Origin of the sequence: Spartinivicinus ruber (assembly GCF_011009015.1) — a bacterium.
GTDB lineage: Bacteria > Pseudomonadota > Gammaproteobacteria > Pseudomonadales > Zooshikellaceae > Spartinivicinus > Spartinivicinus ruber.
Window position 1 is genome coordinate 3,710,067 of sequence record NZ_CP048878.1, and the last position, 22,914, is coordinate 3,732,980.

Annotated in this window: 20 protein-coding genes and 1 other RNA gene; 9 read left to right on the forward strand and 12 right to left on the reverse strand. The window is 40.4% G+C overall.

Features of this window, described 5'->3' with window-relative positions; translation table 11 throughout:
* Positions 1-73 precede the first annotated feature (73 nt).
* A complete protein-coding gene (locus G4Y78_RS16925) occupies positions 74-1,468 on the reverse strand; it encodes a glycosyltransferase family 4 protein (protein WP_163834142.1) in 1,395 nt (464 codons plus the stop codon).
* Between the two features lie 44 nt (positions 1,469-1,512).
* Complete coding sequence (locus G4Y78_RS16930) at positions 1,513-1,719, reverse strand: hypothetical protein (RefSeq protein WP_163834143.1); 207 nt, start codon at positions 1,717-1,719, stop codon at positions 1,513-1,515.
* Between the two features lie 980 nt (positions 1,720-2,699).
* Between G4Y78_RS16930 and G4Y78_RS16935 the strand changes: the two genes are divergently transcribed.
* On the forward strand, positions 2,700-4,043 hold the full coding sequence (locus tag G4Y78_RS16935; RefSeq protein WP_163834144.1) for a putative O-glycosylation ligase, exosortase A system-associated: 1,344 nt from the start codon (positions 2,700-2,702) through the stop codon (positions 4,041-4,043).
* 20 nt (positions 4,044-4,063) lie between these two features.
* Here the strand turns inward: G4Y78_RS16935 and recQ are convergent, their stop codons facing one another.
* Positions 4,064-5,887, reverse strand: a complete 1,824-nt coding sequence (gene recQ, locus G4Y78_RS16940) for a DNA helicase RecQ (protein WP_163834145.1) — start codon at positions 5,885-5,887, stop codon at positions 4,064-4,066.
* Between the two features lie 172 nt (positions 5,888-6,059).
* Between recQ and G4Y78_RS16945 the strand changes: the two genes are divergently transcribed.
* Positions 6,060-6,662, forward strand: coding sequence for a YecA/YgfB family protein (locus G4Y78_RS16945; RefSeq protein ID WP_163834146.1), 603 nt, complete (start codon positions 6,060-6,062; stop codon positions 6,660-6,662).
* A 52-nt stretch (positions 6,663-6,714) separates the two neighbouring features.
* On the opposite strand, the gene G4Y78_RS16950 is transcribed toward G4Y78_RS16945, so the two are convergent.
* Positions 6,715-8,136, reverse strand: coding sequence for a phosphate ABC transporter substrate-binding/OmpA family protein (locus G4Y78_RS16950; RefSeq protein ID WP_163834147.1), 1,422 nt, complete (start codon positions 8,134-8,136; stop codon positions 6,715-6,717).
* 334 nt (positions 8,137-8,470) lie between these two features.
* On the opposite strand from G4Y78_RS16950, the gene G4Y78_RS16955 reads away from it, so the two are divergent.
* Positions 8,471-9,034: a hypothetical protein gene (locus G4Y78_RS16955; protein ID WP_163834148.1), complete on the forward strand. Its 564-nt coding sequence runs from the start codon at positions 8,471-8,473 to the stop codon at positions 9,032-9,034.
* A 124-nt stretch (positions 9,035-9,158) separates the two neighbouring features.
* Here the strand turns inward: G4Y78_RS16955 and G4Y78_RS16960 are convergent, their stop codons facing one another.
* Positions 9,159-9,965: an extracellular medium-chain-length polyhydroxyalkanoate depolymerase gene (locus tag G4Y78_RS16960; RefSeq protein ID WP_163834149.1), complete on the reverse strand. Its 807-nt coding sequence runs from the start codon at positions 9,963-9,965 to the stop codon at positions 9,159-9,161.
* A 229-nt stretch (positions 9,966-10,194) separates the two neighbouring features.
* Between G4Y78_RS16960 and G4Y78_RS16965 the strand changes: the two genes are divergently transcribed.
* Positions 10,195-10,800 (forward strand): peptidylprolyl isomerase, encoded by a 606-nt coding sequence (locus tag G4Y78_RS16965; protein WP_163834150.1) that lies wholly within the window; start codon positions 10,195-10,197, stop codon positions 10,798-10,800.
* A gap of 50 nt (positions 10,801-10,850) precedes the next feature.
* Here G4Y78_RS16965 and ffs read toward each other — a convergent pair.
* An RNA gene (ffs, locus tag G4Y78_RS16970) (signal recognition particle sRNA small type) lies at positions 10,851-10,947 on the reverse strand.
* A 226-nt stretch (positions 10,948-11,173) separates the two neighbouring features.
* On the opposite strand from ffs, the gene G4Y78_RS16975 reads away from it, so the two are divergent.
* A complete protein-coding gene (locus tag G4Y78_RS16975) occupies positions 11,174-12,040 on the forward strand; it encodes a patatin-like phospholipase family protein (protein WP_222937518.1) in 867 nt (288 codons plus the stop codon).
* 162 nt (positions 12,041-12,202) lie between these two features.
* Positions 12,203-12,832 (forward strand): hypothetical protein, encoded by a 630-nt coding sequence (locus tag G4Y78_RS16980; RefSeq protein WP_163834151.1) that lies wholly within the window; start codon positions 12,203-12,205, stop codon positions 12,830-12,832.
* 115 nt (positions 12,833-12,947) lie between these two features.
* On the opposite strand, the gene G4Y78_RS16985 is transcribed toward G4Y78_RS16980, so the two are convergent.
* On the reverse strand, positions 12,948-13,493 hold the full coding sequence (locus G4Y78_RS16985; protein ID WP_163834152.1) for a metal-dependent hydrolase: 546 nt from the start codon (positions 13,491-13,493) through the stop codon (positions 12,948-12,950).
* A gap of 398 nt (positions 13,494-13,891) precedes the next feature.
* Between G4Y78_RS16985 and G4Y78_RS16990 the strand changes: the two genes are divergently transcribed.
* The gene (locus tag G4Y78_RS16990; RefSeq protein WP_163834153.1) at positions 13,892-14,701 is read left to right on the forward strand and encodes a rhodanese-like domain-containing protein; all 810 of its coding nucleotides are present in this window, start codon (positions 13,892-13,894) and stop codon (positions 14,699-14,701) included.
* Between the two features lie 60 nt (positions 14,702-14,761).
* On the opposite strand, the gene G4Y78_RS16995 is transcribed toward G4Y78_RS16990, so the two are convergent.
* Positions 14,762-14,923 carry a hypothetical protein gene (locus tag G4Y78_RS16995; RefSeq protein ID WP_163834154.1) on the reverse strand — a complete coding sequence of 54 codons (162 nt, stop codon included), beginning with the start codon at positions 14,921-14,923 and terminating at the stop codon, positions 14,762-14,764.
* A gap of 230 nt (positions 14,924-15,153) precedes the next feature.
* On the opposite strand from G4Y78_RS16995, the gene G4Y78_RS17000 reads away from it, so the two are divergent.
* Positions 15,154-16,299 carry an IS4 family transposase gene (locus G4Y78_RS17000; protein ID WP_163830996.1) on the forward strand — a complete coding sequence of 382 codons (1,146 nt, stop codon included), beginning with the start codon at positions 15,154-15,156 and terminating at the stop codon, positions 16,297-16,299.
* 94 nt (positions 16,300-16,393) lie between these two features.
* On the opposite strand, the gene G4Y78_RS17005 is transcribed toward G4Y78_RS17000, so the two are convergent.
* The 3 genes from G4Y78_RS17005 to ppsA form a co-directional block, all read right to left on the reverse strand.
* On the reverse strand, positions 16,394-16,921 hold the full coding sequence (locus tag G4Y78_RS17005; protein WP_163834155.1) for a hypothetical protein: 528 nt from the start codon (positions 16,919-16,921) through the stop codon (positions 16,394-16,396).
* Between the two features lie 42 nt (positions 16,922-16,963).
* Positions 16,964-17,707 carry a dienelactone hydrolase family protein gene (locus tag G4Y78_RS17010; protein WP_163834156.1) on the reverse strand — a complete coding sequence of 248 codons (744 nt, stop codon included), beginning with the start codon at positions 17,705-17,707 and terminating at the stop codon, positions 16,964-16,966.
* A gap of 105 nt (positions 17,708-17,812) precedes the next feature.
* Complete coding sequence (gene ppsA / locus G4Y78_RS17015) at positions 17,813-20,179, reverse strand: phosphoenolpyruvate synthase (protein ID WP_163834157.1); 2,367 nt, start codon at positions 20,177-20,179, stop codon at positions 17,813-17,815.
* Between the two features lie 236 nt (positions 20,180-20,415).
* On the opposite strand from ppsA, the gene ppsR reads away from it, so the two are divergent.
* Positions 20,416-21,231, forward strand: coding sequence for a posphoenolpyruvate synthetase regulatory kinase/phosphorylase PpsR (ppsR, locus tag G4Y78_RS17020; RefSeq protein WP_163834158.1), 816 nt, complete (start codon positions 20,416-20,418; stop codon positions 21,229-21,231).
* A 222-nt stretch (positions 21,232-21,453) separates the two neighbouring features.
* Here ppsR and G4Y78_RS17025 read toward each other — a convergent pair whose 3' ends face one another.
* Positions 21,454-22,902, reverse strand: a complete 1,449-nt coding sequence (locus G4Y78_RS17025) for a bifunctional 2-methylcitrate dehydratase/aconitate hydratase (RefSeq protein WP_163834159.1) — start codon at positions 22,900-22,902, stop codon at positions 21,454-21,456.
* Positions 22,903-22,914 lie beyond the last annotated feature (12 nt).

Here is a 22,914-nt window from a genome sequence, read left to right on the forward strand (position 1 = left end):
TAAGAATAACTCGCGACTGGTATAAACCAAAGTAAATAGACAGTTCCCAAAGTTTACCACACTAAATGGTAAACTATTTTAAAATATCTTCTTCAGTATTAACTTTATAGCTACCCAAAGATGAACCATTTTTCTCTACAACAGCCTTGAGGAAAATCTCAAGCTTGGAAAACTGTTCAGACCTTTTAAATTTATTACGATTACTCTCGTTGAGTTTTAATGGAATACCACGTTGTTTTTCCTGATATTTTTGTAGTAAAAAATGGCCTATTTCATCTGGGTCACATGATACACAGCCAAAATCATTATATCGAATAATATCTGCAGCTTCGCCAGTGGTACTTCCCACAGACAAAATCGGCTTACCTGCACCAATATATTCAAATAGTTTACCAGCGATTACACTATCTTCTCGAGGGTCATTCCAACGTAGTAGCAGCAAGACATCAACCTGCTGCTGAACTTTATGTAACTCTTTTTGTGAGATATAGGTGTTAAATTCTATTACATCTTCAAGCTGATACTTTTCAACTAGTTGTTTCTGATCTGTGTTAAAGTCCCCCAAACCACTTTCAGTATAGAAGATCACTTTAAAGTAATTAGCTTTATCGCCTAACTGTCCAAGTGCTTCAAATAAAACAGAGGGATCTCGTTTTTGTCCATAGAGATGGCCTGCATATAGAATCGTAACCTTATCGCCTCCCAATAAAGCATTATTGCTATCAGGCTTTTCATCATGCAAGCAAAAGTCCTCAGGATCAAAGCCATTCATCACACAGGTAACAGGTTTATTTCTTTTCTCCCTTAAAAGGTCAGTCCAACTCTCGGTAACGGTCACTAGTCCTTTGCAATTACTGAGCATATAACGCTCAAGTAATACATCAAGCCTTCTGCGCAAATAACCACTATCGTAATAACCATGGTCTGACCACAAATCGCGGTAATCTGCGACCCAAGGTACATTGCTTAAACGAGCGAGGCGAGATCCAACTAATAAGGTAGTAAAGGGTGGTGCAGTTGCAAAAATAATATCAGGACGCCAGTGTTCAAAAAGCGTTCGTCCAGCCTTGATTGCGTGAAAATACCAGCCCACAGAATTGTCAGGTATATTCATCATGGACCTATAAAGGCGACTCAGTAGGGATTCCTTGTTGGTTTTTACCAGTTTCGTATCACTGACTGGCTGCTCTTGTTTTGTAGCCTCAGCTACTTGGTTGCTTCGACAAAACACAGACCGTAGTAACTTTTTTAAACGGACAGGGATATCATTAATATCTGTATATTCAGTATAAAGTACCCGATCTTGCGTAATTTCAGCTTTTAGCGTTTCTGGAAAACGCGGGTCTTTTGGTGATAAAACCCTGACATCATACCCTTGATCAACCAAATATTTTGCAAACTTATTTACCCGGCTTGCCGACGCTGGACAATAAGGAGGAAAGTAACCTGCTGTAATTAAAATTTTCACGCTTTGGGTTCCCTGCTCAACTGCTTGATATCTCTGATCAAAACTCACGCTAGCGATAAAAACTCAAATAATTTTTTGACATCATCATCTGCTAAGGGGATTGACTGATTAACAATTCCATATCCCGCGACTGGCAACTGAACATTTATACAATGCTGATCACTTTTATTAGCAATATTTTTCTTAGTGAACTCTATAAATAGATCTTTATCATTTGTTTTAGTATAAATTCTCAGGGTATTATTTTTCATGGATATCACCAACAGTTACTACACAGGCTTTCTTTTAAGGAGTAGATCTACATATGACTGGTTTTTTATGGAGGTATGCGTCAAACTTTTATGAATAACTAGATTTTAGCTGTTAATCGGTTAGCTAGCCTCTTTCTTTTATCCTCACTCATAAGTTGGTGGCTTCATCATTTTGTTTATCATTTACAGACCAATCTTAGCACGATAGATAAGTAATTCATGTTGTAAGATTATATTGCGTTTATATAAGCCGGACTATATTTCTTTAAGTAAGGTTCTAATATTGTGATGGTGCTCAATTATCACTTATATCAACGACTTCACCTTATAATTAGAGATGTGAGTCACATTTACTTTGTTTCTATAACTTACCAGATGTTTGAATTAGCAATATAGCCGCTCTTCATTTCATGTACTCTACTCTTTAGCATTAAGGGTAAACATGATACCTACAAAAACAAACCGGAATTGTTTATCTTATTCAAATCTTTAATTAAATATTTTGTTAACCAATATTCCTAAAACTAAACTTTAGCGTTGACGGGTCGTTTTTAACCCTATAGCATGCTTTTTTCGCTATTAAAGACTATTTTATTGGGTACTTTTAATACATCTGTTTAGTTATAGCCAAAGCGAATGGTTTTTAGGAGGCTGGCTTACTACTGTAAAACTAGCAATAGCAGCACTAATTGAAATAAAAGTGCTGTGGACAGTCGAATGACGATGCCCCATGAGTTTATGTTTTTATAAATGGTTGGGTAATGAGCGACGATAACAAACCCTAAAAATCATCCGAGAAGGGTATACCATACTTGATAAATATGATTAATGGGTTGCCATACACCAGTCATGATATTTATTTAGCAAGATGCAAGTGTAGCAACTCCAGTGCAACTTACGACTTATCAAGTCATTCACTTATTAGCTGTTGGGTAAATCGATTGCCCACCTTGGTCAAGTAACGCCTAAGGGAATAGAAAATGCGCGACATCATCGTTACGCTTATTGTTTTTGGATGTTTACCCCTTGTATTACGCCGACCACATATCGGCATCTTTTTATTTGCCTGGATCAGCTACATGAACCCTCACCGGCTCGGCTGGGGCTTTGCCTATACCTTTCCCTTCGCTTATATAATAGCCCTTGTCACGATATTCGCTTTTATTGTTTCTAAAGAAAATAAAAAACTACCCGCTACTCCAATTACGGTGGTCTTAATCCTATTTATTGTATGGATTGGTATCAGTACTCTTTTTGCTGTATATCCTGAAGCAGCAAGTACCAGTTATATAGAAATACTAAAAGTGCAATTTATCACTTTTTTATCCATGATTCTTATTCAGTCAAAAGAAAGAATTCATGGTTTAGTGTGGGTAATGGCCCTCTCCATAGGCTTTTTCGGTATCAAGGGTGGCGTCTTTTCGCTAGCGACTGGGTTGAGCTACCGTGTTTGGGGGCCACCTGGCTCAGTGATAGAAGGTAATAACGAGCTAGGAGTTGCACTATTGATGATTATTCCGCTGCTTGTCTATCTCTACCAAAACAGCTCAAAAAAAATGCTCAAGCGCTTTCTATTAGCCAGCATCATGTTATGTGCTTTATCTATCTTGAGTACTTTCTCTAGAGGTGCCTTTTTAGCATTTGTTTGCATGCTTGGCTTTTTATGGTTTAAAAGCAAACATAAGCTACCCCTTGCCATTGTCTGTATAGTGAGTTTATTAGCCATTACCCCCTTCCTACCCGATCATTGGATTGAACGTATGGGCTCTATCCCTGTAGTAGGTAAGTACATTACCAATGCAGATGAAGGTCCTGAAATTGATGAATCAGGGCTAGGACGCTTAAGTGCTTGGCGAATGGCATTTAATATTGCTACACACCGTGTCACTGCTGGAGGGTTCAAATGCTGGACCCCCGAAAATTTTGCACTTTATTCTAATCCGGAGCGGGTCCATGATGCCCACAGTATCTATTTTGAGGTATTGGGTGAGCAGGGATTCATTGGGCTTTTCTTATTTTTGCTGCTATTTTTCTTAGCTTGGCGAACAGGTAGTTGGATTATTCGCCATACTAAAGACAGAGCCGACATGTTATGGGCAAACCAGTTAGCCCGGATGATTCAAGTGAGTATTATTGCTTATGCAACAGGTGGTGCATTCTTAGGGCTAGCCTATTTTGATTTAGTTTACCATTTGATCTGTTTATTAGTAGTCACACAATTATGGGTTAAGCGACAGCTTGCCAACCCAGTTATCGAAGCTGATCCCCAATCTATTAAAGATAGTGCTACTCCTGAACGCCAAAAGTGGCCTTGGGAAAAATAATAAGCGCTTTTAAAAGCATCTCAAGATAACTCCTCTCCAAAATATTGGGCAGAAGTAAATAATTCAATAAACTGGTTACCAAACTGCCGTCTTTTGTGGGTGCCAATACCTGGCACCTGTAATAACTGACTTTGCTGGGTTGGTTTCAGCTGCAACATCTCAAATAAGGTAGCATCACTACAAATTCGGTAAGGTGGCACTTGATGTTCAGCTGCCAATTGGCGCCTTAATCGTTTTAATGCCTGCCACAAAGGGTAGTCTTCTGGAGACACTTCCAGCTCAAAGCGACCTTTAGGACGTTTAACCGCTCTCTGATCTGAACGTAAATACAAGTCTATTTCACCACGCAGCAAAGGACGGCAGCGTTCAGTTAATTGCAACGTACCATAACCATCCATACTTATTCCTAAATAACCTTGCGCAATCAACTGGCGAAATACTGACCGCCACTGTGCTTCACTAAATTCTTGGCCAATTCCCCACGTACTTAGCTGCTGATGGCCACATTGTTGTATTTGTTTATTTTTCCTACCCAACAGCACATTAATGACATGACTGACACCATACCGTTGATGAGTACGATACACACAAGACAACGCTTTTTGTGCCGCTTCTGTTGCATTCCAGGTACTGGCAGGATTAACGCACCAGTCACACTGGCCACAAGGTTTGGGATAATTTTCACTAAAATAACGTAATAATACTTGACGCCGGCAACAGGTGCTTTCACATAACGCCAACATTGTATCTAGGCGGTGTTGCTCAACTGCTTTTACTCTTGGCTCGGCTGTTGATTGAGCCAATAACTGGCGATTAAATAATACATCTTGTAACCCATACAACATCCATGCAGTGGCCGGCAAACCATCACGTCCCGCTCGGCCTGTCTCCTGATAGTAAGACTCAATACTACGCGGCATATCCAAGTGGACTACAAACCGCACATCTGGCTTATCCACCCCCATTCCAAAAGCCACTGTGGCAACCATTAATTGACCATCTTCGTAAATAAATTGGCGCTGATTAACTTCCCTTGTATTCGCGTCCAGCCCTGCATGATAAGCCAGTGCAGCAAATCCTTGCTGTTGCAGCCATTCAGCTGTTTGCTCCACTTTCCGACGACTGGCACAATAAATAATTCCTGCTGCTCCTGATTGCTGTGATAAAAAACTCAACAGTTGTTGCCTGGCTTGTTGTTTGGGTTCGATATGATAAAACAAATTGCTGCGATCAAAACCTGAACAAAACAATTGCGCTTGCTGTAAGTGCAAACGTTCAATAATTTCCTGCTGAGTTCGCTTATCTGCAGTTGCCGTCAGGGCAATTCTAGGTACATGTGGAAATTGCTGAGCTAAACAACCTAGTGTTAAATAATCAGGCCGAAAATCATGTCCCCACTGCGACACACAATGAGCTTCATCAATCGCAAATAATGCCAAAGGAATTTGCTGAAACACACCCAACAGTCGTTCGCTTTTTAAACGCTCAGGAGCAACATATAGAATATCAAGTTGGCCAGCAAGCAAGGCTTGTTCAGTTGCTTGGCGTTGTTCTATAGTTAAGTGGCCATGGAGAGCAGCAGCATTAATCCCATTTTCAATTAAACCAGCTACCTGGTCTTGCATTAACGCAATTAAGGGTGATACCACAATAGCGGTACCAGCACGGGCAATAGCAGGCAATTGGTAACAAAGGGATTTACCTGCACCTGTTGGCATAATGACCACTGCATCTTGATTATTAACTAACCTGGTTATAATTTCTGCTTGCTGCCCTCTAAACTCATCGTACCCAAACACCTTTTTTAATAAACACTTTAATTCAGCTTGCGTATCGTGGCTCACCCAGTTTTACTCCCACTGTTTATGCAAACCTTACCTGACAAGGAAATGGCAGAGTATATAGAGAGTCACTAGTGCTGAATAGTTAGCAAAGAAAATACCTAGAAAAAACTCAGCATTTTCAATTAATGCAGATACCCTTAAAATAGGTTTTATTTTTGATAGTTGAGACATAATGCCACACACTTCTTTTCAACAGCATATCAGCCAACTTGAGCAATTACTGGACCACCCAGCATTAGCAGAAGATGGGTTAACCTATTTAGAGTGTTTAGGCCTGCTCACCGCCAATGCCATTGCCCCCACTATTCAGGAACAAGCTATTTGCCAGGTTGTTATTGGTGACTCATCACTTCCAACCCAATTTCCACTAGATGAGCTTGCCTCTCTGCTGAATCAACTTGGTCAACAAATCCAACGCCAACTGTATCTTGCAGAACCACCCTTATTACCTTTTCAATTTGAAGAAGATGAAGAGCAGTGGTTAACGATTGCTGAAGAATGGTCAATTGGGTTTATGACCACCGTTTTTGAGGCAGAAGAGCTTTGGTTTAATAAAGACCAGCAGGAAATCAGTGAGTTACTGCTACCAATCATGGTATTATCCGGATTATTTAATGATCAGCCTGAGTTTGCAGAAATGCGAGAAGACGCTGAGCTGGTAGAAGACATGTTTAACCAACTTGCTGAAGTGGTTACTGAGTTATATTTGGTTTTCCAAGCCCCTGAAGAAAAGCCCAAATATCATAAATCCCCAAAGAGCAAGAGCAGAAAATAAAAAAAGGGCCTATCGCAAAGGCCCTTTTTTCTATCGCCACTTTCTCAGCCGATCACTTTTTAATCCAAACCTCAACACGACTATTTTTAACTTTGGTTGCAGGATCATTATTGGATTCAGTTAAATGGAGTGCCCCATAGCCAATTACCTTTAGTGAGTTGCGGTCCACCCCTGCTTTAATCAGTTCCCGCTTTACGACTTTTGCCCGTAAATTAGCTAATAACTCTGTTTTTCTCGCATTACCTGCCTCTTCAGCGAAACCACGAACAATCAAACTAACCGGGCCGCTTTTACTCTGCTGATCATAAAATATCTTCATGCGTTTTAAGTCCCGATTGCCTTTATTATCAAGCTTGGATTTTCCTGCTTCAAACCGAAAATTAACAGATAGACGGCGATAGCCTTTTACTTGCTCAATATAATTAGTAGGAAATTTAGCAGCTAATTGCTGGTTAAGTATCGTTATATTTTGCCCAACAAACCCTACCTCATTAACAATTTCTTGCCCTTTTGCGCTTAATGCGTAATCAACAAATTCTTTAGCTAACTCAGAGGGATTATTCGGGCTGATATAAAAGTACAACCGACGTCCTAAGGGATAATCTTCAGTCGCCACATTAAGTATATTAGGCTCTAAATAATTATCTCCTCCAGCAGAAATCGCTAATGGCTTAGCGTTTCCAATACTGTTTAATCCAACAAAGCCGACTGCCCCCGTATTTGCTGCCACTTTACGAGACAATTCGGCATTCGATTCAAACCGCTCTGTACCTGCTGCGAGTGACTGTTTTTTTAATACGAGTCCACTAAAGGTATCCCACGTACCAGAGGCTTTATCACGGGCAAAACGAGTAACGTTTAATGGCGACCCACCAATCTGGCTCCAACTAGTGATATTACCGGTAAACAACTTACCAACCTGCTCCACAGACAACTGCTTGAGTGAATTAGACTTATTAACAATAATAGCCAACCCATCAATGGCTAAAATATGTTCGGCTGAATCACTTTTAAAGTCTCCCTTTGAGCTTAATAACTTATGCTCACTATTTTTAATCGATCTGGATGCAGCGGCTATTTCAGCTTTTTCTGCCGCAATGGCTTTAAATCCTGAAGACGAACCGTGGGCTTTGACAACAATGGCTAGTGCTTTATTTTGTTGCTTAGCAAGGCCACTGATTTCCTTTTCATTAGTCGCCAGCTCTTTTTCCTGAATATCAGTTAAGCCTTTATCAGCTAAATATTGTCGGACAAGTGCCGGACCTAACTTAGCGCCAATGGTATTTGAACCAGCAATAGTGAATAACGTAATTTTAGATTGAGTGTTTTTAGAAAAATCAGGTAATGGTGCCAACTCAGCAGCACAGCAAAACGATGCTACCAGCCAACTACTTAATAAAGCGGTCATTTTTTGCAAAGAGCAACGTTCTCGCAAAGGCCTCTGGCCTCCTTTACACCAATGTACTGCAAACAAATCATTACTTCCTCTGTCAAATTAATAACATGTCTATTCAACGTAAATCAATTTACATAAATATGACAGAGCAACACTATTTTCTTTGTAGTAATGATTCACAAAAAATACAAGCATCAATATCAAAAACAGTTCAAGCTTACCCGCCCAACCAGACTGTCAGACAATCTATTATTGTCTTCATATCAAGGTTGCCCAATTCCTAATAACAGCTTATAACTATCTAGTGCTGCATCCTATAAATAAGGGTCAGCACTATGGCCTAACGTTTGTCAAATTCAACCAAACACAAATAGGCTTTATAAATTTCTCCTACGTTTCACTGCTGGTTAATATGAGTAAACAATACGAACTGGTTTTCAATGGTGAGCTAATCTCCGGCTTTACCGAGGCAACTGCCAAACAAAATGTAGCTAAGTTATTTAAAGCCAATGAGCAACAGATAGCTATTTTCTTCTCTGGCAAGCGGGTTGTGATTAAAAATCAGCTAGATGAGACCACAGGGCAAAAATATTTGCTGGCGTTAAAAAAAGCAGGCTTAAACTGTCGACTAATGGAAATGGGGGCACCAGAAACAACCGATTCAGCCCATTCCAGCGCACCGGCAGCAAAGCCAACTGCCGATCCTACAGCCTCACAAGCAGAATCACCTGAGCAAGATACCCCTGAAACGGCTGAACATAGCGACCAGCCTGATCTTGATGCACCTGACTGGTCAATAGCCCCTACTGGTTCTTTAATGAAAGAGCCCTCAAAGACTACTCCGCCACCACCGCCAGATACCAGCCAACTGTCTATTGCTCCAATGAAAGGGTATATTGTTGAGCCCAACAAAAAGACACCACCGCCACCTCCTGACACCAGCCATTTATCTGTAAAGCCAGAAAAAAAAGACTAAGGCCTGTTAACGCTATTTGAATCACCACGGCCATAGACTATTTTTTCGCCCAGCAAAGACAAGGAATGTTGTGTAGTCATTCTACATAAATGACTACACAGCTGAGGAGGTTGTCACGGTTTTTTTATGGGTACTGCTGAAACCAGGTAATAATAGCAGCTGGCGACTCAGATACCCATTGATGCCCAGCCAAATAATCGGTCAGGCGATTGGTAGGAATATTTTGTTCCAATAACTTTGCATAGTATTGATCCATCGTCCACCAGGGTACCACTGTATCCAAAAAGCCATGAACAAATAAGGTAGGTGGATGATCTACTGGCAACGACTGGGGTATACTACAAGTTGGGCCTGTACAGGTTGCGTATGAAGCCGAATGAATAGCCAGCGCTTTAAATTCCTGGGAAAAAGAAACAGCCATCCGACTAGTGTTATAACCACCACTGGCCATACCTGCTGCATATTTCCGTTGATTATCAACCGGACCAAATGTCCCTTTTTTGATAGCAGCTAATAAACGTTTAAAAAAAGCATAATCACTGGTTAACTCATATTGAGTAAATGGACCTGCTGAGTTAGTTAACCAATCAAGCTCCGACTCTGCTTTAGGCGCTAACACAGCAAACCCCTGATCAAGCAATCTTTTAATAGCTAACGTTTCATAATAACTATCCAAAGGATCATCCGTTGACCGCTTAAACTGGACTGGAAAGAAATTGCCTTGAAACAGTAACACGACTGGCCAGCCTGCCTTAGGCGGCTCACCTAGGGGTAGTTGGTATTTTACTTCGCGGGAAAGGTGCTCGTTGACAGGAACTGCATATATTTTATAACTGCACTCAATTGTCCCTGACTGAAATAAGCTTTTTGGGGTTACCAAACAACGACTATCTGCCCAACTAGCAATACTGAAGCAACATAATAAACTCAAACAATATAATAAACACCTATTAAGCCAGTTAACTGTTTGATGAGGGTGATCAGTGCGGCAGTTGTTGTCTTCCATGACTCAGCAAAATCGTTGCGAACTCTCTTTAAATGTAGGTCATTCCAACCGGCCGTCAACCTTGAGGGCATGTACGTCCCTAAGGGCAGTCTTGCGTAACTAGGAGAAACCTTTTATGTTCAGCTTCCCACAATTAACACTCATGAGGACACTGATGAAAAAAGCTTACATTACGCTAACTATTCTGTTACTCAGTAGCTGGTTATTCATAAGCCATGCATTCGCTGCTAATCCTACTGTCGTATTTGAAACCAATAAAGGAACTGTTGAGCTTGAACTGTACGCAGATAAAGCACCGATCTCAGTCAAAAACTTTTTACAGTATGTTAATGATGAGTTTTATAATGGGCTAGTTTTTCACCGGGTAATCCCAGGCTTTATGATTCAAGGTGGTGGCTTTAACCCGCAGTTGAACCGACAAAGTACCCGGTCTAGTATTAAAAACGAAGCAAATAATGGCTTAAAAAACCTTCGTGGTACTATTGCCATGGCTCGCCTGCCATCCCCAGACACAGCGACCTCTCAGTTTTTTATTAATCTAAACGACAATGCTTTTTTAGATCATGGAGTTAGAGACTTTGGCTATGCCGTATTTGGCAAGGTAACGACTGGCATGGATGTGGTTGACTCGATTGCAGCCACTAAAACAGGTAATCAACAAGGCATGCAAAATGTACCTATTGAACCTGTGATTATCAAAAAAGCGTGGCAGAAAGACGCTAAGCCTGCTGAGAAATCGGTAGCACCTGAGAAAAGTTAAGTAATGAAATAACAAGGTAAAACAAAATGGTAGAGGTAATAGGCGGCAGCCTCTACCAGCCACATCCCGGCACATGAAGTCCCTGCTACCGTTGCTCCCTTCCGGGCCTGGCGGGGTTTACAGATATTCATTGCGAGAGGACCGATAAAGGCCACCATAACGCGGTCGTCGTGCGTTGCCGACGGCTGCGCATTCTCCCTAATTCACTAGGAAAATGCAAGCATAAATTTTACTAGCCACATCACTGGCTAGTTATTAAACACTGGTTATCCATGCCGTATTATTATGCTTTGCCCCACTCAAAGTAGTTACACTTATTCTATAGTTACATAATAAAAATGTAATCAAACTGATAACGGCAGTAATAACGCAAGTGACACACTCTACAACCATTGTCCCCATTTTGGCAGGTGGGGGAACCCGCTTACCCGCTCATGTAGGTATCCTGCAAGGTTTACAAGAGCTAGGTATTGGCTTTCAGCACATTGTGGGCGTATCAGGTGGCAGTATTGTTTCATCACTTTATGCAACAGGTAAAAGCGTTGACGAGTTGAAATCACTTACCTTGAATGTAGACTTTCAACAGTTTCGCGGCCAATCTATCATTAGCCTGATTCGCTCTGGAGGGCTATCGAATGGCCATGTATTTGAACATTGGCTAGATGAACAGCTTGGTGGTGTTACCTTTCAAGATTTAGCATTAGATTTACACATTGTAGCAACGGATGTCGCCTCAAGCCAACCGGTTATTTTTAACCGGCATAATACCCCTGATCTCAGAGTTGCCAAAGCCGTTAGGTTTTCTATTTCTATTCCTCTTATTTTCAGCTTTCAACACTTTGATGATCATGTATTAGTCGATGGCAGTATTCTGTCCGAAGATGCCTTACACCGTGATTGGTCAGGGGAAAATACACCGGTGATTTGTTTTCGCATGCGAAGTAGCCAAAAGCACACACAAATTAGTTCTAATAGCTTAATTCCAATTAAAGATTATTTAAGTATGTTAATTCGCACTTTTATGACCACCATTTCCAGGGAGTATATAAATGAAGCATTTTGGCATTCAACCATTATTGTTGATACTAAACATTTTTCTCCAGTAGAATTTAATTTATCTGAAGAAGATAAGCTCACTTTATATGATATGGGCTATCAAACCACCTTACAATATGTGCCCCAAAAAGTCTGGGAAGATGAAGATAAGCATTCTTGTACTGCTAAAAAAACAGCTAGTTAAATAAAGATCCCCCTTATTTTTTAACAGTAACTAAATAATAGGTCAGCTAATTGCTATACTTAACTTTAGTTAAGCACTATTGAGGAGAAATAGTTAATTAATCATTTTATTACATTAACATTGTGTTAATTGCATTCAATAGTCTAAGGATGGACAGCAATTATGAATCAAACAATAGCCACTTTATCACCTCAACCCCCTATCCAAACTACTACGCCAATTGCTCCACCAAACTTAAGCTTATATTGGGATTTACACATTAATCGAAATAAGTTATCTGCATTAAATTTTTTTAAGAAGGTCTCTGCAGGCTTATGTGTTTACAGCCCTAATGTTGAAAAATTATATAGTCATTTCGAAGTAGTATTACCCAAGGACAACCAAAAAGAGCACCTTATTATTTTACCTAATCCCTATAATTTTAATAATGGCTTTAACCACATTAGCGAAAAGTATTTAATTAATACAGGCATTTTACTATTACCAGGCGAATGCATCCATAAAAATGGAATTATCATTGCTATTCCTAAACACAAAAAAAACACTTATAGGCTATTACCACTTCCTATAGGAGGTCAACTGGTTATTAATCGATTCAAAGAAAAATACCAAACTCCTTTCCTGCCTGTTTTACTTAACCCAGACTTAAGAAATTTTCACTCTCATCGCCCCTTTATTCACTTATTTCGCATACGCCTTAATGAATACGATGAGCTACCATTATCGATAAAAAGTGAAATCACAATGACAATTAGAAATAAACTCTCTTATCTAAATAAACATTCAGGTTAGTACTACCTATTTTGCCAATAAACACCGACGATGATGATCAAGACTGGGTGAACTTCTGTAACATTGGTGACAACTATGCAACCTTCAGGTTGCTACGGTTGCACCATGACCAACACTACCGTTTGCTAAGTAACCGAGTACAACCCACTCTCAAACCATATACCCCAAGCCCTACACTTATCGCGGGTAACCAGACCCACTGTAGCTCTGACCATAACACCTGCATACCGCGTTCAGACAGAAAACCTGACACGCCTATAGGCGACACCTGAATCAGCCGGTTTGGAATAAAATAACGATGATTCTCCCATGGCCACAACCAGGCAACCCCCAGCCCACCATTAGTCATTGCATCCAGAAAAGGATGAGAGATTGAACCAACAAATAAGCCAGTAAACGCCCAAAATGGCGTGGTTTTTAACAGCCGATGACTGATCAATCCAACTAGGCCCACAAAAATAGAAAAGCTTATCGAGTGAGTAAAGCCCCGATGACCAAACGGTGAAGCGTAGGGAATACCTAACTGAAATGCAATGACATCCAAATCAGGCAAAATTGACGCTATAGCAGCAGCCAATAATAAAGGTAGGGTGATTTTTGGATTTTTCAGCGCCAACCCCAACACAACAGGTACGACAGGATGGGTAAACAGTGATGCCATAAAATTTGCTCTTCTAGAACATAATAGATAATAAACCTGATAATTTTACCGCTTTCAATGATCATAAACCAGTCAAGAAAATATGCTCAATACTTCGTTAAATTTTAAATATAATAAAAGTAACCCCTTATACATTTATATTTTCACAAAATAATAAACAACCCTCAAAGCAATGTCTTATAACAAAGATTCCACTAATTAATCGCAACATATTCAAAAAATCTAGGCTCATGGATAAAAAATATACTTGTTTTACATTATTTTGATGCTACTCCAGCCACTTTATGTTGACTTGGGGTGATAACATAGTCTAATTCATAGTAGTATGGTCACTTCTATTTATGCCTTACGACTTATGGGATAGTTTCTGTTAGGCTGCTAGAAAAGGATTTTCTAATATGATATTACTAGGCAACTTAAATAAAAAAACTAACACTTCTAATAAACCCAACCTACTCACTATTCCATTACTACTACTCAGTTTATTCATAGTCTGTAACGGCTATGCTAACCACCACTACCCTTATCGTGAAAAATTTAAAGATGTTGAAGTTATCAGTACGGCAGAATTACATAAAAATTACGATAGTTGTCTTATCGTTGACGTTAGAAGTAAAGTAGAGTTTGATGTCATTCGAATTAAAAATGCAATTAACATTTCTTTAGCAAAAAGAAATTTTGTAAATATGGTATCAAATGAGTTTAAGCTTGCAGGAAAAGCTTGTGTGGTTTTCTATTGCAATGGCCATACCTGCCAAAAATCATATAAAGCAGCAAGAAAAGTGGAAGGAGAAATAAAACCCAGTTATGCCTATGATAGCGGTATTTTCGATTGGGCTCAGGAATATAATCACCTAACTATGCTATTGGAAAAACCACTTGATAATAAAAACAAGCTTATTTCATCTGATGAGTATAAAAGCACGCTAATGGAAAAAGATCAAGCCTTAGCCCACCAAAACAGTCTTTATATTATTGATATTAGAGATTCATTTCAACGAGCAGAAGATAAGGTACCTTTTAAGGATAGAAAACGTATTCCCTTATCAAGGATAATTCCATTATTAAAAAGAAGAATAATAAAGGACAACAACTTACTATTTATTGACAAAGTAGGTAAACAAAATCGATGGCTACATTACTATTTAAAAGAGTATGGATACAAAAATTATTCTTTTTTAAAGGGTGGAGCAACTATTTTCCACTAAACATAAGGCAGAGTGATACTATTTAGTATCCTCTGCTTTCTCACCGGGCTAACAGAATCTTCAATCATTTTTCTTATCTAGAGCATATTTTCCAGCAAGCAGTTCATCATAATATTCATCGAACTGACCACTTTCCTTTAACTTACTGAGTCCTCGATCAAATTTTTCTTTTAACTGCTGGCTATTAGGAAACTCTTTAGAAATGATATTCCCCCACCGCAATTGTCACCACCTCTTCTGCCACCGTCAGTTGACAAACCAACAAGCCGCAACAAAAAATACGCCACATATTTCAAACTACTATAATTATGCCATCAACAATATGGCTTTACTAATACACTATTATTTCAGCCACTGCTGTCCCATAAGATTGAAACAAAAAAGGCTTAAGTCCCCATAAGTTGTTACAATGAGAGTGCAACCAAACACTGCAAAACCAGAGGATTTAAGCCTTGGCTCATCGTAACACAATCTTGCACCAAATACTTCAGTTGCTTTCTAGACATGAGTTTGAATCACTAGCCAATCAGCATCATACGGGTCAACGGCTACGTAAAATGACTCGGTGGGGGCAGTTTGTTGCGCTATTATTTGGTCAACTCTCAGGTCGCAATAGTTTGCGTGACATCATTGATCACCTATCGATTCAGCAGCATAAACGCTATCACCATGGTATTGGAAATATCACCAGAAGTAGTTTGGCCCGTGTCAATGAACAGCAACCCGCTACGCTTTATGAAGCCTTGTTTTATAAGCTATTAAATAAATGTCATCATCATCGGCCAGGGCATAAGTTTCGTTTTAAAAATCCATTGTATTCTCTTGATGCATCAGTGATCGACTTGTGTTTATCCATGTTTCCTTGGGCAGATTTTCGAAAAAGTAAAGGTGCTATCAAGTTACATGTTGGGTTTGATCATAATGGCTACTTGCCTGCATTTATGAGTATTACTGAAGGGAAATGTCATGAAATACAGATAGCACGCAGCCTTGATCTCCCCAAGGGGAGTATTCTTGCTGTAGACCGTGGCTACACTGATTATCGCTGGTTTAATACTTTAAATGAGCAAGGAATCTTCTTTGTAACCCGACTAAAAAAGCAAGCCAAATACCGTGTACTAAAGCGCCAGCCTACCGACAATAGCAGTACAGTCACTTCTGATCAGCACATTCAGTTGACTAGCCAACAAGGGGCTGTTTATAAAGGTCATTTACGTCGTATCGGTTTTAAATGCCCAGAGACTGGCAACCAATATTACTTTTTAACTAATAATAGTAAGCTCGCAGCCAGCACCATTGCAGCTATTTACAAAGAACGCTGGAAAATAGAGCTATTTTTTAAGTGGATAAAGCAAAACCTAAAGATAAAATCGTTTGTCGGTACCTCTAAAAATGCCGTGTTAACCCAGATATGGGTAGCCATGTGTGCTTATTTGCTCGTCGCTTATCTAAAATTTTCTCATGGAATAACACTATCGATCACTCAAATAGCTCGACTCATGCAACTCACTTTGTTTGAGCGTAGAGAGCTTAAAGCATTATTTACACCCTCACCACCGAATAATACAGATGATCATAAGCAAATGAGGATGCTGTAAATGTGGGACAGCAGTGTATTTCAGCATAGCAGTATAACCAACAGCCGATATAGTATTATTAAGACTTAATCAGCAACCGATGCAAAGTGCTGTATCAAGGCGTATTAACGTCCGCTCTTTTTAGCAGGATACCAACATGTAGTTTGCCGTAGTGAATGATATTAATTCTGCGAGAATAACCAAAACGTTCAAATGAGACTTCCATAAAGGGATGAGAATCTGCTTTAAAAATAATCTGCTCTTTATTAATTTTGATCACTTTAAAGTAGATTGGAGTATGATTACCAGCAAAGTCAGACAAAAAGGTCAACGTTAATCCATTGTTATTTTTTTGACAAAAAGTCCAGGTATGCAAACTAACCCCATTATTAGCTACTCCAGAAATACACTTTGAAGAAATAGGCTTAAAGCTAATAGTATAAGGCCGAGGGCCTACAGGTGTATGCAACGCTTCACCATACCAGTTTCCTGCTAATTTAGATAAAAAATCGTCTTCTGGTATTTGCTCCTCAGAGGAGCTAGACCTCCACCAAACTAATAAACAACAAATAACTATAACAAATCCAGCCTTTCGTAAAAAAAGATATTGCAGCCATCCTTCCATAAATACCGCTTTGAGCATTGTCTGGACCTGCTAGTAATATTGCGATTCTTCGTGGACTATTTATTTATTATTAAGTAACTCCGCTAAAAAGTTTGTAAATCGCTGCCATGATTTTTTGTCTGCATCTGCACGATACCGATCAGAATCAAAAACGGTAAACGCATGGGGCGCACCACTATAGCTGATCATTTCATGCTTAATTCCACTTTTTTCTAATTCATTAGCCAGTTTGGCAAAATCTTCCATGGTAATATTAGCATCAGCCGTGCCATGCAATACTAATAGACTACCTTTCGCCTTTGCGTAATTTTGACCTTCAGGTGTAGCCAAGCCGCCATGGAAAGTGACAAAGCCTTTTAAGTCAGCACCTGAGCGAGCCAATTCAAGTACCGCCGCACCTCCAAAACAATAGCCCATCGCCACGGTATTATTAATATCTGCGCCATTATTCTTAGCCGTTTCAAGTGCAGCTTGCATTAAATCACGCATTTTTTTTCGATCTTTATATAATTCACCGGTATGCTGGCGCTTATCTTTCACTTCTGTGGGTCGGATACCTGCACCAAATAAGTCTGCAGCAAATACCGAATAGCCCAACTCCGCTAACATATTGGCACGCTTTTTCTCATAACCAGTCAGGCCATCCCAGTCATGGATAAGCAAAATTAATGGTGCTTTAGCTGATGCACTGATGTAATAGCCTTCATAAGGTTTACCGCCAACCTGATAGGAGACCATTTTGCCTGACGCACTAACAGCGAAAGAAAGAATGAGGAATAAAAAAAGCGTAGTGATCGATTTCATAACCGTCCTCTGGTTTGATGATTAATTCCCAATTTAATTTTTATTTCAATAATGCCAGTTATTTATTAACCGGCATTATTGAAATCATCCACACTAAGTAAACACTTAGGTGTTTTCAGCTAAATAAAACCAGGTATCTAATACAGAGTCAGGATTCAATGACACTGTTTCAATTCCTTCGTCCATTAGCCAGCGAGCTAGATCTGGGTGATCTGAGGGGCCTTGGCCACAAATACCAATATATTTACCCGCATCTCGACAGGCTTTAATAGCCATAGATAACAACGTTTTTACAGCATCATCTCGCTCATCAAATAAATGCGCAATAATTCCAGAGTCCCTATCCAAGCCCAAGGTTAGCTGCGTCATGTCATTAGAACCAATGGAAAATCCATCAAAATATTCCAAAAACTGTTCAGCCAACAACGCATTGGTTGGTAACTCACACATCATTATCAGCCGTAATCCATTTTCACCGCGTTTTAGCCCATGGGCAGCTAATAGCTCTGATACCCGTTTAGCTTCACCTACTGTACGGACAAATGGCACCATTAACTCCACGTTAGTCAAGCCCATTTCATCCCGTACTTTTTTCATCGCCCGGCACTCCAGCTCAAAACAGTCGCGGAAGTCGTCAGAGATATACCGAGATGCCCCACGGAAACCAAGCATGGGGTTCTCTTCATGAGGTTCATAAAGATCACCACCAATTAAATTAGCGTATTCATTGGATTTAAAGTCAGACAACCGCACAATCACTTTTTTCGGGTAAAATGCCGCCGCAATGGTAGCCACCCCTTCCACCAGCTTTTCCACATAAAAATCAACAGGACTGACATAGCCTGAAATACGCTGATCAACAATTTGCTTTACATCTTCTGGTAATTGCTCAAAATTAAGCAACGCTTTTGGATGCACTCCAATCATCCGGTTGATGATAAATTCCAAGCGGGCCAACCCAACGCCTTCATTAGGAATAGCCTGAAAATCAAACGCACGGTCTGGGTTACCCACATTCATCATTAATTTAAAGGGTAGATCTGGCATAGAGTCTACAGAACTTTGCTTCACATCAAAGGCTAACTGACCATCATAAACCAAGCCAGTGTCCCCTTCTGCACACGAAACGGTTACCAGCTGGCCGTCCTTTAATTGGCTGGAGGCATGCCCACAACCAACTACCGCAGGAATACCGAGCTCACGGGCAATAATAGCAGCATGACAAGTGCGCCCACCCCGATCCGTCACGATAGCAGCAGCCCGTTTCATGATTGGTTCCCAGTCAGGATCAGTCATATCAGTCACTAATACATCACCCGGCTGAACCTTATCCATTTCCGTTAAATTATGGATCACTTTTACCGGGCCACTACCAATTCGTTGACCAATACTACGACCTTCAATAATCACTTTACCCTGCTCTTTTAACAGGTAGCGCTCCATCGTCGCGGCATGGGAACGGCTTTTCACTGTCTCAGGACGAGCCTGGACGATGTACAGCAAGCCATCTTCGCCATCTTTAGCCCACTCAATATCCATTGGCCGACCATAATGCTGTTCAATGATCAGCGCTTGCTTAGATAGCTCTGTGACTTCTTCATCGGTAATGCAGAATTGCTGTCTGTCAGCCATATCTACATCAACTGTCGCAACAGTTTTGCCCACTTCCTGGTCATCACTGTAAACCATTTTAATTGCTTTAGTCCCAAGGTTACGGCGTAACACTGCTGGACGATTTGCTTGTAATGTAGGCTTATGTACATAAAACTCATCGGGGTTCACTGCACCTTGTACGACAGTTTCTCCCAAACCATAGGCCGCGGTAATAAAAACAACGTCGTTAAAACCAGACTCTGTATCTAAGGTAAACATGACCCCAGAAGCCCCCGTTTCACTATGCACCATCCGTTGAATACCAGCCGATAAAGCTACTAATTTGTGATCAAAGCCTTGGTGAACCCGATAAGCAATGGCACGATCATTAAACAGAGAAGCAAATACTTCTTTTACCGCATGAATGACTTGATCAACACCACGAATATTTAAGAAAGTTTCTTGCTGACCAGCAAAAGATGCATCAGGTAAATCCTCCGCCGTCGCTGATGAGCGCACTGCCACAGCAACCTCAGGTAGCTCACGACACATGTTGCTATAAGCAGTACGAATGGCTTGTTCAAGTTCTGGCTGGAATGGCTCATCAATAATCCATTGACGAATTTGCGCACCGGTTTTGGCTAACGCCTTGACATCATCTACATCCAGCGTATCCAGCTCATCATGAATTCGCTGATTAAGTCCACTCTTTTCCAAAAATGCGCGATAAGCTTCTGCCGTAGTGGCAAAGCCAGTTGGCACTTTAACCCCAGCAGCCGTCAACTGGCTGATCATTTCTCCCAGGGAGGCATTCTTTCCTCCCACTTTTTCCACATCATTGGCACCTAATTCGGCCAGTGAAACAACATAAGCTTCCAAGATCGAATCTCCCCTTTCTTTGAGGGTCGTTTATTTACAATTAATTACAAGGCTGTGGTAACCCTTAATTTGTTGTCTAACAAGTCAAATAGCAGTGAGTAAGACAGCAAATGAGGATTCGGCCTCAGTATAACTAAACTGACAAAAATTACTTGTTTAATTTATGTATCTACGCGAATAGGTTTACACTATGACGTCATTTAAAACGACTTGTTAGCCACCAGGCAATAATGATTATGAAACGTTGTGTCTTCTTTATTTCTGATAGTACAGGTATCACTGCTGAATCACTTGGTCAAAGCTTATTAACCCAGTTTGACCATGTTGAGTTTGACTGCCATACGGTCCCTTTTGTGGATACGATAGATAAAGCACAAAAAGTGGTGGATGATATTAAACAAATGGGGCTGAGTAATGGTCATCGGCCGATTATCATCAGCACCATTGTGGACCAGCAAATTAGTCAGCTCTTTAAAACCATTGATGCTTTTATGATGGATATTTTTTGTAGCTATCTCTCGCCGTTAGAACAAGAGCTGAAGCAACATTCCACACACCACATTGGTCGAGTAAGAGAAATTGATTCTAACCCGCGTTATACCCAGCGGATTGATGCCGTCCACTTTGCCTTAGACAACGATGATGGGTGCCGGACCCGTGATTACAATAAAGCTGATTTAATCTTAATTGGGGTGTCTCGCTGTGGAAAAACCCCTACCTGTTTATATTTAGCCATGCAATTTGGTATTCGAGCAGCCAACTACCCCTTTACCGAAGATGATATGGATAACTTGAAACTACCTGACTGTTTGAAGCCCTATAAAAATAAGTTATTTGGCTTAACCATTGAACCTGAACGATTGTCAGCTATTCGACAGGAACGACGTTCAAACAGCCGTTATGCCTCATTACGTCAATGCCAACAAGAAACCAGAGAGGTCGAGCTATTACTACAAAAAGAGCGTATTCCGTTTATTAATACTACACATTTATCTGTTGAAGAAATTTCTACCCGGATTTTATCTCAAGTAGGTATTGAGCGGCGGTTTTAATGTAATAGTTATTTTGTTCCTCTTGAGATGCTAATAGATATGGGGTAATAGAGTATTTTATAGCGGCAACAGAAACGTTGCATTAGCTCTTAATGTGCCAGGAATGACAGATTAAGAGCTAGAGAAGAATAGCCTGTTATCCATATCGGACACTAGGCTTTTTTTCAATCCCTTTTGCGGCAACCCTTCAATAAAAGAGAATGCGAGCCAATAAAAAATGCTTTAAATCACCAATAAATCCATAAACGCATTAACCGGCGTTTTTAGCAATTGCTGATGATTTTGACAAAGTTGATAAATTTGCTCGACTCGCTGTGCTGGGAAACGGGTCTGTAAATTCTGTTTAAATTTCTCCAACAATAAAGGAATGCCCTCTTCACGCCGTCGCCGGTGCCCAACCGGATACTCCACTGTCACCTGTTCAGTCTTGCTACCATCACGAAAAAATACTTGCATAGCATTTGCAATAGAGCGTTTATCTGCCTCTAAATACTCTTGACTAAAACGCGGGGCTTCAACAATTTCCATTTTCTCCCGTAACTGATCAATTTCAGGATGAGCCTGGTGAAAACTGTCTTCATAATGATCCGCAGTTAAACTGCCGTATAACAGTGGCACCGCAGCCATATACTGTAAACAGTGATCGCGATCAGCTGGATTATTCAGCGGTCCTGATTTACTAATAATACGAATAGCCGACTCATGAGTGGTAATAACAACTTTTTCAATATCATTAATGCACTCTTTTACCTGAGGATGTAACGCCATGGCTGCTTCTACTGCCGTTTGAGCATGGAATTCTGCCGGATAGGAAATTTTAAATAATACATTTTCCATCACATAACTATTAAAGGGCTGTGCTAATTTAAATGCATTACCTTTGAAAAGCACATCATAAAAACCCCATTTGGGAGCTGACAATACACCTGGATAACCCATTTCTCCACGCATCACAATATCTGCCAATCGCACAGCACGAGAAGTGGCATCCCCTGCTGCCCAGGATTTTCTTGAGCCAGCATTAGGCGCATGACGATAGGTTCGTAATGATTGGCCATCTACCCAAGCATGAGATAACGCATCAATAATTTGATTTTTGCTCGCCCCTTTTAACTTCGCAGCAACTGCCGTAGAAGCCACTTTAACCAATACTACATGATCTAATCCCACTCGATTAAAACTGTTTTCTAAGGCTAACACCCCCTGAATTTCATGGGCTTTAATCATCGCCACAAGCACTTCTTTCATCGTAAACGGTGCTTGTCCACGTGTCTGCTTCACCTGGGATAAATAATCAGTCACCGCTAAAATAGCGCCCAAATTATCAGAAGGATGCCCCCACTCAGCCGCCAGCCAAGTATCGTTATAATCTAGCCAGCGAATAATACAGCCAATATCCCAGGCCGCTTTAATTGGGTCCAGCCTTAATTGTGTGCCTGGAACCCTTGCCCCATTTGGCACAGTTGTCCCTTCAACAATCGGTCCTAAATGTTTGGTACACTCAGGATAGCGCAATGCTAACAACCCACACCCTAAGGTATCCATTAAGCAATAGCGTGCGGTTTGCATAGCTTCATCACTACTGACTTCATATTGATCCACATAGTCAGCAATGGCTACCAATACGTCATCCGGCTTAGGTCGTACATTTACATCAACATTTTTTGTCATCGTCTACTCGTC